Origin of the sequence: Streptococcus sp. 5004 (assembly GCF_013276755.1) — a bacterium.
Taxonomy (GTDB): Bacteria; Bacillota; Bacilli; order Lactobacillales; family Streptococcaceae; genus Streptococcus.
Genome location: NZ_VMLP01000024.1, coordinates 58,929 through 70,202, shown reverse-complemented (window position 1 = coordinate 70,202; position 11,274 = coordinate 58,929). Strand labels below are relative to the sequence as shown.

Genomic DNA, 11,274 nt, shown 5'->3' with positions numbered 1-11,274 from the left:
CCTGTGAGATATGGAAGTCGCTTAGCTTTATTCCGCCATAGCTCAGTTGGTAGTAGCGCATGACTGTTAATCATGATGTCGTAGGTTCGAGTCCTACTGGCGGAGTAGTTAATTAAAGGAGGTTTTGACCTCTTTTTTGTTATATAATTAATAATCTATCTCGCACCTAATGAAGCGAGATATTTTTCTTGACGATAGAAGTTTCAGACATCATCATTTTTGAACAGTGATAGCACTTGAATCGACGCTCTCTAAGTAGATTTCTAGTAGACATACCAGTCGTTTCGAGGTAAGAAATCTTAGAATGTTTTTGAAAGTCATATTTCTTCATTTGACTTCCACACTCAGGGCAAGACGGAGCATCGTAGTCCAGTTTAGCGATGATTTCCTTATGTGTCCCCCTATTGATGATATCCATAATTTAGAAATTAGTGTCTGTAAGCTCTAGTAATTTTGTGATAAAGTGTAATTGTTCCATATGATTCTTTCTAATGATGGTTTGGTACCTTTTCATTATAAATCTTATGGAATTTTTTTCTACCCTAAAAAGTGCTTCATTTCTATTCAATCACTTTATAGCTTAAACTGAGAAAGATTCAATGCAATGGTAACCGTACAGGATGATTTGTAATAAGGATAATTTTGTAAATCATTTAAAGGATAATTTTGTAAATCATTTATAGGAATTTTTTATTTTTAGGGATTTAATAGTTTGTTTTTGATGTAAGGTATTTATTCTATTCTGTCAACTTTTCCTATTTTTTCTCTTGTTGAGATTGGTATTTTAACAATTCAGGAATTGATAGTGAATGTGTAAAATTTTTTGTTAGAATAAGTTCATAAAAAAGAAAAGGAGTATTTGATTATGTTACAAAAAATTTATGAGCAGATGGCGGATTTTTATAGAAATATTGAAGAAGAGTATGGTACTGTATTTGGTGATAATTTTGACTGGGAACATTTTCATTTTAAATTTTTGATTTATTATTTAGTTCGATATGGCATTGGGTGTCGTAGGGATTTTATTGTTTACCATTATCGTGTTTCTTATCGTTTGTATCTTGAAAAATTGATAATGAAACAAGGTTTTGTTGCTTGTTGAGACAGTATGAGTTAATTTCCGAACAAATTTAACTTTTTATGGGAAAATAATGATAAATAGCCGGAATTTTTTCTAAAACATTTTTTAATAGTTGGAAATAGCAAATCTTTCTATTGTTTCTTCTTGATAAAAAGGCGATTTTTTCTTATAATAAATTGTAAGATATAATTGCGGGTGAGATTCCTGCCATGTATGTGAGAAAGGAAGAGCCTGAGGGCTCAGACAAGATTATGACTTCAGTTGTTGTTGTAGGTACCCAATGGGGTGATGAAGGTAAAGGGAAGATTACAGACTTCCTTTCAGCGAATGCAGAAGTGATTGCACGTTACCAAGGTGGTGATAATGCAGGTCACACGATTGTGATCGATGGTAAGAAATTTAAGTTACACTTGATTCCATCTGGAATTTTCTTCCCTGAAAAAATCTCTGTTATTGGGAATGGTATGGTTGTAAATCCTAAATCTCTTGTGAAAGAGTTGAGTTATCTTCATGAGGAAGGTGTTACAACTGATAACTTCCGTATTTCTGATCGCGCGCATGTTATTTTGCCTTATCATATCGAGTTAGACCGTTTGCAAGAAGAAGCTAAGGGCGACAATAAGATTGGGACTACAATCAAGGGAATTGGTCCAGCTTATATGGACAAGGCTGCTCGTGTTGGGATTCGTATTGCAGATCTTTTGGATAAAGATATTTTCCGTGAGCGTTTAGAACGTAACCTTGCTGAAAAGAATCGTCTTTTTGAAAAATTGTATGACAGTAAAGCTATTGCTTTCGATGATATTTTTGAAGAGTATTACGAATATGGTCAACAAATCAAGAAATATGTGACAGACACATCTGTCATTTTGAATGATGCGCTTGATAACGGTAAACGTGTGCTTTTTGAAGGTGCACAAGGAGTTATGCTCGATATCGACCAAGGTACCTATCCATTTGTTACGTCATCAAACCCTGTAGCTGGTGGTGTGACAATTGGTTCTGGTGTCGGTCCAAGCAAGATTGACAAGGTTGTTGGTGTATGTAAAGCCTATACGAGTCGTGTTGGAGACGGTCCTTTCCCAACTGAGTTGTTTGATGAAGTGGGAGAACGTATCCGTGAAGTCGGTCATGAATATGGTACAACAACTGGTCGTCCACGTCGTGTGGGATGGTTTGATTCAGTTGTGATGCGCCATAGCCGTCGCGTTTCTGGTATTACTAACCTTTCATTGAACTCTATCGATGTTTTGAGTGGTTTAGATACAGTGAAAATCTGTGTGGCCTATGATCTTGATGGTCAACGTATTGACTACTATCCAGCTAGTCTTGAGCAATTGAAACGTTGCAAGCCTATCTATGAAGAGTTGCCAGGTTGGTCAGAAGATATTACTGGAGTTCGTAATTTGGAAGATCTTCCTGAGAATGCGCGTAACTATGTTCGTCGTGTGAGTGAATTGGTTGGCGTTCGTATTTCTACTTTCTCAGTAGGTCCTGGTCGTGAACAAACAAATATTTTAGAAAGTGTTTGGTCGTAAGAGATTTTTAAGATTTGTTTAAGATAGGTCGGGTATACTATAGACAGTTACAAGAAGACCTCCTAACTTGTTGTAACAAATATCCTAAACTTTTCTTTTTCATAATAATCTCCCTATAAAGTCACCGCATTCGGTGGCTTTTTTTGTGTTAGGATTCATGATATAATAATAAAACTGACAAGTAGAAAAAGGGAAATTGATGAATTATACAGTTGAAGAAAAAGAAGTCTTTATGAGGGAAGCTTTGAGAGAGGCTAAGATTGCTCTTGAACACGATGAAATTCCAATTGGTTGTGTGATTGTCAAGGATGGAGAAATCATTGGTCGCGGGCATAATGCGCGTGAGGAACTGCAGCGAGCAGTTATGCATGCGGAAATTATGGCCATAGAGAATGCGAATCTGAGTGAGGAGAGCTGGCGCTTACTTGATTGCACGCTTTTTGTGACCATTGAGCCTTGTGTCATGTGTAGTGGGGCGATTGGACTTGCCCGTATTCCAAACGTGGTCTACGGGGCTAAAAACCATAAATTTGGCGCTGCTGGGAGTTTGTACGATATCTTGACAGATGAGCGTCTCAATCATCGTGTGGAGGTTGAAACGGGAATTTTGGAAGATGAATGCGCAGCTATTATGCAGGACTTTTTTAGAAATAGACGGAAAAAATAATTTTGCTTTTAAAATGAATAGGAATGTGATATAATAAATAGTGGAGCAACAGTTCTGCGTGAAGCGGGTCAGGGGAGGAATCCAGCAGCCCTAAGCGATTTGAATTGTGTGCTCTTTTTTTCGTGCTTTTTCCGAATAAATAAGATAGAATAATCTAGAATAAATGATAATAGAAAAGAGAAGATGATGAAAATTCGTGGTTTTGAATTGGTTTCTAGTTTTACAGATGAAAGTTTATTGCCCAAGCGTGAGACAGCGCATGCGGCTGGTTACGACTTAAAGGTTGCAGTACGTATGGTTATTGCGCCAGGAGAGATTGTATTAGTTCCGACAGGGGTTAAGGCTTATATGCAGCCGACTGAGGTTCTCTACCTCTATGATCGTTCTTCAAACCCTCGTAAGAAGGGCTTGGTTTTAATTAATTCAGTTGGGGTCGTTGACGGGGATTATTATGGAAATCCTGGGAATGAAGGGCATATTTTTGCGCAGATGAAGAATATCACAGACCAAGAGGTTATTCTTGAAGTTGGGGAACGTGTTGTCCAGGCTGTCTTTGCACCTTTCTTAATCGCAGATGGAGATGCGGCTGATGGCGTTCGAACTGGTGGATTTGGATCGACTGGGCACTAGAATGAAGATTATCTTTGTACGTCACGGGGAGCCAGATTATCGTGAGTTAGAGGAGCGTTCTTATACGGGATTTGGGATAGATTTGGCGCCCTTGTCTGAGAAGGGACGGCAGCAAGCTCAGGAACTGAGCACCAATCCTTTACTCCTTTCAGCTGAAATAATCATATCTTCTGCAGTCACAAGAGCTTTAGAAACGGCTTCTTATGTAGTTTGTGCTACGGGACTTCCTTTGAGAGTGGAGCCATTATTGCATGAATGGCAGGTCTATGAAAGTAGCACAGATAATTTTGAAAAAGCTCGTACTATGTTTCTAGAAAACAAGGGGGAGTTACTTCCTAATAGTCCTATTCAATATGAGACAGCTACGGAAATGAAGTCTCGTTTTCTAGAATGCATGGCTAAGTATCGAGATTACCAGACCGTGATAGTGGTAACTCACAACATGCTTATGCGCCAGTTTGTGCCAAATGAGAAGATTGATTTTTGCCAAGTGATTGAGTGTGAGTTAGAGATATAGAAAGAGGTTTATCATCGCAAAGAAAAAAGCGACATTTGTATGTCAAAATTGTGGGTATAATTCCCCTAAATATCTGGGGCGTTGCCCTAACTGTGGGTCTTGGTCTTCTTTTGTAGAAGAGGTTGAGGTTGCCGAGGTCAAGAATGCGCGTGTGTCCTTGACAGGTGAGAAAACCAAGCCCATGAAACTGGCTGAAGTGACTTCAATCAATGTCAATCGAACCAAGACGGAGATGGAGGAATTTAATCGTGTACTTGGAGGTGGAGTGGTACCAGGAAGTCTCGTTCTCATAGGTGGGGATCCTGGGATTGGGAAATCAACCCTTCTTTTACAAGTCTCAACCCAGCTGTCTCAAGTGGGGACGGTTCTCTACGTCAGTGGGGAGGAGTCTGCCCAGCAAATCAAGTTGCGAGCGGAACGCTTGGGAGATATTGATAGTGAGTTTTATCTCTATGCAGAGACCAATATGCAAAGTGTTCGCGCAGAGGTAGAGAGAATCCAGCCAGACTTCCTCGTTATTGACTCTATCCAAACCATTATGTCTCCTGAGATTTCAGGGGTGCAGGGGTCTGTTTCTCAAGTGCGTGAGGTGACGGCTGAACTTATGCAGCTGGCCAAAACCAATAACATTGCCATCTTTATCGTAGGTCATGTGACCAAGGAAGGAACCTTGGCTGGGCCGAGAATGTTGGAGCATATGGTGGATACGGTGCTTTACTTTGAAGGGGAGCGCCACCATACCTTTCGTATCTTGAGGGCAGTCAAAAACCGTTTTGGTTCCACTAATGAGATTGGGATTTTTGAGATGCAGTCGGGCGGTTTGGTTGAGGTCCTCAATCCGAGTCAAGTTTTCTTAGAAGAGCGTTTGGATGGGGCGACTGGTTCCTCTATCGTTGTGACCATGGAAGGGACGCGTCCGATTTTGGCGGAGGTTCAGGCTTTGGTAACACCGACCATGTTTGGAAATGCTAAGCGTACGACGACGGGACTTGATTTTAATCGTGCTAGCTTGATTATGGCTGTTTTGGAAAAGCGTGCAGGTCTTCTCTTGCAAAATCAGGACGCCTATCTCAAATCTGCTGGCGGTGTCAAATTGGATGAACCTGCCATTGACTTGGCAGTTGCAGTTGCCATTGCTTCGAGCTATAAAGACAAGCCAACTAATCCTCAGGAATGTTTTGTGGGAGAACTGGGCTTGACAGGAGAGATTCGGCGCGTGAATCGTATCGAACAACGTATCAACGAAGCTGCTAAATTGGGCTTTACTAAGATTTATGTACCCAAAAATTCCTTGACAGGAATCACTCCGCCCAAGGAAATTCAGGTCATTGGCGTAACAACGATTCAGGAAGTTTTGAAAAAGGTCTTTGCATAATCCGTGACAAATCCTCTTAAAAATGATAAGATAGGAGAAATATTTGACTATCAAATTTTCGAGGAGGGAATCGTGTCGTATTTTGAACAGTTTATGCAAGCCAATCAGGCTTATGTTGCCCTACATGGGCAGTTAAATCTACCACTTAAACCCAAAACTAGAGTAGCCATTGTGACCTGTATGGACTCTCGTTTGCACGTTGCGCCAGCTTTGGGATTGGCACTTGGGGATGCTCATATCTTGCGGAATGCAGGTGGTCGAGTGACTGAGGACATGATTCGTTCGCTGGTGATTTCCCAGCAACAAATGGGGACAAGAGAGATTGTGGTATTGCACCATACAGACTGTGGTGCTCAGACCTTTGAAAATGGTCCTTTTCAGGAGTATCTGAAAGAGGAACTAGGTGTCGATGTGTCAGGCCAGGACTTCTTGCCCTTTCAAGATATAGAGGAGAGTGTACGTGAGGACATGCAACTCCTTATCAAGTCTCCCCTAATACCAGATGATGTCATTATCTCTGGTGCCATTTATGATGTAGATACAGGAAGTATGACAGTCGTAGAATTATAAATACTTCATTTAGAAAGAAAGTGTATGAAGAAAAACAGTATTTTATTTATTTTTATGTTATTGCTATGTATTGGTTTGCAGTATGAAACTATCTACTATACGGATGGTTCGATGTCAGCTGCGGAATATGGACTAATGGGAGTTTCTATCTTTCTAGCTCTCTTTTACATGATTCCGGCTCTTTATTTCCTTTTCCGTATTGGGAAAAAATGGGAATTACCAAAGAAGGCCTTGATTTTGTCTTTATTGGGTGGGATGTTCCTTTCAGGCTGGCTATCTAGTTTTGCTAATACCTATATCCATGATTTGCTGGGTATTCTTTTCCCAGATAGTGGATTTTTAAATGCCTTTGAAAGTGCTATTGTGGCTCCTTTGGTAGAAGAACCCTTGAAATTGTTGCCACTTGTTTTTGTTTTAGCTTTGATTCCCGTGCGAAAATTAAAATCTTTGTTTTTACTTGGGATTGCTTCTGGTTTGGGATTCCAGATGATTGAGGATATTGGCTATATTCGTACGGATTTGCCAGAGGGATTTGACTTTACTATTGCGAGGATTTTAGAGCGTATCATCTCAGGAATTGCCTCTCACTGGACTTTTTCAGGTCTGGCTGTAGTAGGTGTTTACTTGCTTTACAGAGCCTATAAAGGGCAGAAGGCTGGCAAGAAAGAGGGGATTATTTTCCTAGGTTTAGCCTTGGGAATTCATTTCTTGTTTAACTCTCCTTTTGTTGAATTGGAGACAGAGTTGCCATTAGCGATTCCAGTAGTTACAGCTATTGCTCTTTACGGTTTTTATCAGGCTTATCGCTTTGTTGAGAAGCACGATGAGATAATGAACTAGAATATTTTTCAAAAGAATGATGCAAGGGTACAAATATGTTGCCCTTCTTTTATTTTTGATTGAAAAATAGTGCAAAAAGCGCTACAATGGTAGATGGAAAAATCTTGTGAAAAGCACAAGCGATACATATATACCGGAGGAAATCATGTCTTTTTCTGATTTAAAGCTGTTTGCCCTTTCTTCTAATAAAGAATTGGCAGAACGTGTGGCGCAGGAGATTGGGATAGAGTTGGGAAAATCAAGTGTTCGCCAATTTTCAGATGGAGAGATTCAGGTCAACATCGAAGAATCAATCCGTGGGAAACACGTCTTTATCCTACAATCAACTAGTTCGCCTGTAAATGACAATCTGCTTGAAATTTTGATTATGGTGGATGCTTTGAAGCGTGCGAGTGCAGAATCTGTCAATGTTGTCATGCCTTACTATGGGTATGCACGTCAGGATAGAAAGGCGAGAGCGCGTGAGCCAATCACTTCAAAACTTGTCGCAAATATGCTTGAAGTAGCTGGAGTGGATCGTTTATTGACAATCGACTTGCATGCTGCACAGATTCAAGGATTCTTTGATATTCCTGTGGATCACTTGATGGGAGCTCCTCTGATTGCGGATTATTTTGAGCGTCGTGGCATGGTTGGTTCTGACTATGTGGTTGTCAGCCCAGACCATGGAGGGGTGACTCGTGCTCGTAAGTTGGCAGAATTTTTGAAAACATCTATCGCTATCATTGACAAACGTCGTAGCGTTGATAAGATGAATACTAGTGAAGTCATGAACATCATCGGCAAGGTCGAAGGCAAGACTTGTATCTTGATTGATGATATGATTGATACTGCTGGAACGATTTGTCATGCGGCAGATGCTCTTGCAGAAGCTGGTGCTGTTGAAGTCTATGCAAGCTGTACGCACCCAGTTCTTTCTGGTCCTGCTATGGACAATATCCAAAAATCAGCTATTAAGAAATTGGTTGTTTTGGATACCATCTATCTGCCAGAAGAGCGTTTGATTGATAAGATTGAGCAGATTTCAATCGCTCATCTCCTAGGTGATGCTATCGTACGTATCCATGAAAAACGACCACTTTCTCCACTTTTCGGTATTGAGAAAAAAATTTAATGACCAAGCCTGAGATGATTCTCAGGTTTTTTTCGTCTCTTTTCCGAATAAATAGATAGTAGCAGTGAATCTAGTAAACCTAGATTTAAAAATGTGCTATAATGAAAGGAGAGGAAATATAATTCTCAGACATCCGGGCATTAGCCCGACCAATGATTTGGTAGCTAAGAAAATCTTTAGCAATCCGGAAATCACTTGTCAATTTATCCGCGATATGCTGGACTTGCCAGCTAAAAATGTAACCATTTTGGAGGGAAGTAATATTCATGTCTTGCCTTCCCTGCCCTACTCAGCGCAGGATTTCTATACCAGTATAGACGTCTTAGCTGAGTTGGACAATGGCACGCAGGTTATTATCGAAATCCAAGTTCATCATCAGAATTTTTTCATCAATCGCCTGTGGGCTTACCTATGCAGTCAGGTCAATCAAAACCTAGAAAAAATTCGTCAACGAGAAGGTGATACACACCAGAGTTACAAACACATCGCACCAGTATACGCTATCGCAATTGTAGATAGTAACTACTTCCAAGATGATCAAGCTTTCCATAGCTTTAGTATGCGAGAGGACACGACAGGTGAAGCCTTAACCATCACAAACAATGGTCAAGAAAACCATCTGGTAAAGATGGCATTCTTGGAATTAAAAAAATACAGAGAAACCAGCAAAGATAAGGTTCGCAAGCCGTGGTTGGAGTTTTTTGGTAACAAGCCCTTTACCCAACAACCCGAGCGAGCTATCAGCCAAGCAGATCAACTGCTAGACTATAAGAGCTGGTCCGAGGAGGACAGGGAGATGTTTAGTGAACAACGCAGGCGTGAAGAACAAGCTTTACTCGCTCATGACTATGCCTTGGAAACAGCTAGGGCAGAGGGTATTGAACAGGGGTTAGAACGTGGGAAACTTTTTGCCTTCTTAGACATGGTTCGCCAACATGTTTTAACTTCCGAATTCGCGAGTGAACAATTGGGTATGTCAGTAGCGGAGTTTGAGGCACTATTGTAAGAACGTCACAATAATGGCGTTCTTGGAATTAAGAAAATACAGAGAAACCAGCAAAGACGAGGTTCGCAAGCCATGGTTGGAGTTTTTCGGGAATAAATCCTTTACCCAGCACCCCGAGCGAGCCATCAGCCAAGCAGACCAACTGCTGGACTACAAGAGCTGGTCCGAGGAGGACAGGAATATGTTTAGCCAACTACGTATGCGCGAATAACAAGCCTTGTTAGCACAGGACTATGCCTTGGAGCAAGCTGAAGAACAAGGCTTTGAACGGACCGTGCAGAGGGTCTTGAACAGGGACTGGAGCGTGGGAAAGTTGAAGGATAAATCTTTGCCTTTCTAGATTTAGTACGCCAACATGCTTTATCTTCCGAATTTGCGAGTGAACAATTAGACACAAATTGAAAAAATATCAAGTTTACTTGACTTTTTTTATAGAATAGTATAGTATTTAGATACAAGCACTCCTTTTGCTCCCTGTTTCATAGCAACTGGAGTCATTTTTTTATAGATTTAGAAGGTTAATGATGTACACAACTGATAATAGTATTTCTTTGTCAAGAGATTTAAAGAGAGAAATGAAAGCATTTTTACCTCTTGAAGATTTGGTAAGTTATCTTTCAGATAAGCTAGATATGTCACCTGAAGAGGAACTAGATTCCAAAAATTTTTTACGTTGCCATAGTTACTATTCGTTTTCTGCTTTTATTAAACAGGTTCCAGATAATCTTCATAAAGGAAAATTTCAAGCAGCGATTTTATTGTATGAATTTAATGACTGGTTGTCACAGTTTCTGTTTATATTTTCTGGTAGATTAGAGCAGTTTATAAAATCAACTTTTATTGAATCGCTTTGTCAGCAATATAATGGAAAATATCAAAAAGGTGAGTGTTACTTGGATGAAACTATTTATGAAAACTCTGAATTATATCACGAATTTATTTCAATTATAGAAAAACATTTATCAGAGAATCAAAGTCTTTCAATACAGCATCATATCAAAAATAAAGGTTCTAAATTTCCAATTTGGGTTCTTTTTCAAGAGATGACTTTTGGGGAAACAACTCGTTTTATAAGTGCACTGAAAAAAGAGTACCGGGAGTATTGGATAGATACTACATTTTTATCAACTGGTGTGGTAAATTCTAAAATTCATGGAGAAGAAATCCGGAGTAAATTATTTGGCTGGGTTTCAGCTACATGGTATATGAGAAATAGGACAGCACATCATTTAAGACTATATGGTCAAAATTTTACAATAGCAAGTCCAAGTTTCTTTTCAGCTGATTTGCGTCAAATAAACAAGAATGCAGAGACTAAAAAGAAAAAGACCCATAATAACGATTTATTTGCTTATCTTTTAGCTATGAAAAATCTTATACAACATCATTCACATTCTTTTGTTCAAGATTGGAACGATTTTTTAATGAGTTTAGAGGCACAGTTGATGGAAAAGTCAAATATCATATTATCTAGTAAGATTGGTTTGCCAAGCAATTGGAAAGATATATTGTGGATTGGTTGAACTAAGGAATGATTTATTTGCTCAAGCTATTATTCAGAGAATCTTTGACAATCCAGATGAGAAACCAAACATTAAGAAGTTGATTACCAAGATGAATGAAGGATAAGATGCGAGATTTTGGAATCGCTATAGCGGACGATGTAATAGCTGAACAAGGTGAGAAAATCAGAATCATCAAGGAACACGATGATGCTCTTTCCGTCTGTAAAGAAGATTTGGAAACTCAGTCAAGAATACCAAGAGCAGGTCAAGATGATTCAAATCGTTCCTAGATTCAGTGTGCTTTAATTTTAAAAATTAGGTGTCGAAACCTTTTTTAATACAGACAAAATTAAGGATAAACAATAATTTTAATAACTTTTATTTTTTTTCGTCTCTTTTCCGAATAAATAGATAGAGCCAGAGAATCTAGT

At 39.4% G+C, this 11,274-nt stretch carries 12 protein-coding genes, 1 tRNA gene, 1 other RNA gene and 2 pseudogenes; 15 read left to right on the top strand and 1 reads right to left on the bottom strand.

The annotated features are described in order from the left end of the window. Nucleotides 1-31 precede the first annotated feature (31 nt). A tRNA-Asn gene (locus tag HT685_RS08270) sits at nucleotides 32-105 on the top strand. 76 nt (nucleotides 106-181) lie between these two features. Here the strand turns inward: HT685_RS08270 and HT685_RS08265 are convergent. Continuing rightward, nucleotides 182-418, bottom strand: a pseudogene (locus HT685_RS08265) (transposase family protein); the annotation flags it as partial. Between the two features lie 447 nt (nucleotides 419-865). On the opposite strand from HT685_RS08265, the gene comW reads away from it, so the two are divergent. From comW to HT685_RS08195, 14 genes and pseudogenes are all read left to right on the top strand, one after another. After that, entirely contained in the window at nucleotides 866-1,102 is a 237-nt protein-coding gene (gene comW / locus HT685_RS08260) for a sigma(X)-activator ComW (protein WP_173224583.1), read from the top strand. A 230-nt stretch (nucleotides 1,103-1,332) separates the two neighbouring features. Further along, nucleotides 1,333-2,619, top strand: a complete 1,287-nt coding sequence (locus tag HT685_RS08255) for an adenylosuccinate synthase (protein WP_173251393.1) — start codon at nucleotides 1,333-1,335, stop codon at nucleotides 2,617-2,619. Between the two features lie 199 nt (nucleotides 2,620-2,818). Next, the gene (tadA, locus tag HT685_RS08250; protein ID WP_173224585.1) at nucleotides 2,819-3,286 is read left to right on the top strand and encodes a tRNA adenosine(34) deaminase TadA; all 468 of its coding nucleotides are present in this window, start codon (nucleotides 2,819-2,821) and stop codon (nucleotides 3,284-3,286) included. Nucleotides 3,287-3,318: 32 nt separating this feature from the next. Beyond that, nucleotides 3,319-3,416: signal recognition particle sRNA small type (gene ffs / locus HT685_RS08245), an RNA gene on the top strand. A 56-nt stretch (nucleotides 3,417-3,472) separates the two neighbouring features. After that, entirely contained in the window at nucleotides 3,473-3,916 is a 444-nt protein-coding gene (locus tag HT685_RS08240) for a dUTP diphosphatase (RefSeq protein WP_173224782.1), read from the top strand. Next, on the top strand, nucleotides 3,876-4,433 hold the full coding sequence (locus HT685_RS08235) for a histidine phosphatase family protein (RefSeq protein ID WP_173224587.1): 558 nt from the start codon (nucleotides 3,876-3,878) through the stop codon (nucleotides 4,431-4,433). The genes HT685_RS08240 and HT685_RS08235 overlap by 41 nt, the downstream gene beginning before the upstream one ends. Before the next feature lie 10 nt (nucleotides 4,434-4,443). After that, nucleotides 4,444-5,808 carry a DNA repair protein RadA gene (gene radA / locus HT685_RS08230; protein WP_173224779.1) on the top strand — a complete coding sequence of 455 codons (1,365 nt, stop codon included), beginning with the start codon at nucleotides 4,444-4,446 and terminating at the stop codon, nucleotides 5,806-5,808. Nucleotides 5,809-5,880: 72 nt separating this feature from the next. After that, nucleotides 5,881-6,378: a carbonic anhydrase gene (locus HT685_RS08225; protein ID WP_173224589.1), complete on the top strand. Its 498-nt coding sequence runs from the start codon at nucleotides 5,881-5,883 to the stop codon at nucleotides 6,376-6,378. A gap of 24 nt (nucleotides 6,379-6,402) precedes the next feature. Next, a complete protein-coding gene (locus HT685_RS08220; protein ID WP_173224591.1) occupies nucleotides 6,403-7,218 on the top strand; it encodes a PrsW family glutamic-type intramembrane protease in 816 nt (271 codons plus the stop codon). 145 nt (nucleotides 7,219-7,363) lie between these two features. Next, a complete protein-coding gene (locus tag HT685_RS08215) occupies nucleotides 7,364-8,332 on the top strand; it encodes a ribose-phosphate diphosphokinase (RefSeq protein ID WP_033680978.1) in 969 nt (322 codons plus the stop codon). A gap of 118 nt (nucleotides 8,333-8,450) precedes the next feature. Further along, nucleotides 8,451-9,338, top strand: coding sequence for an Rpn family recombination-promoting nuclease/putative transposase (locus tag HT685_RS08210; protein ID WP_173224785.1), 888 nt, complete (start codon nucleotides 8,451-8,453; stop codon nucleotides 9,336-9,338). A 13-nt stretch (nucleotides 9,339-9,351) separates the two neighbouring features. Next, nucleotides 9,352-9,740: pseudogene (locus HT685_RS10220) on the top strand (hypothetical protein); the annotation flags it as partial. A 122-nt stretch (nucleotides 9,741-9,862) separates the two neighbouring features. Next, a complete protein-coding gene (locus HT685_RS08200) occupies nucleotides 9,863-10,861 on the top strand; it encodes an Abi family protein (protein ID WP_173224593.1) in 999 nt (332 codons plus the stop codon). Nucleotides 10,862-10,968: 107 nt separating this feature from the next. Continuing rightward, complete coding sequence (locus HT685_RS08195) at nucleotides 10,969-11,133, top strand: hypothetical protein (protein ID WP_004242079.1); 165 nt, start codon at nucleotides 10,969-10,971, stop codon at nucleotides 11,131-11,133. Nucleotides 11,134-11,274 lie beyond the last annotated feature (141 nt).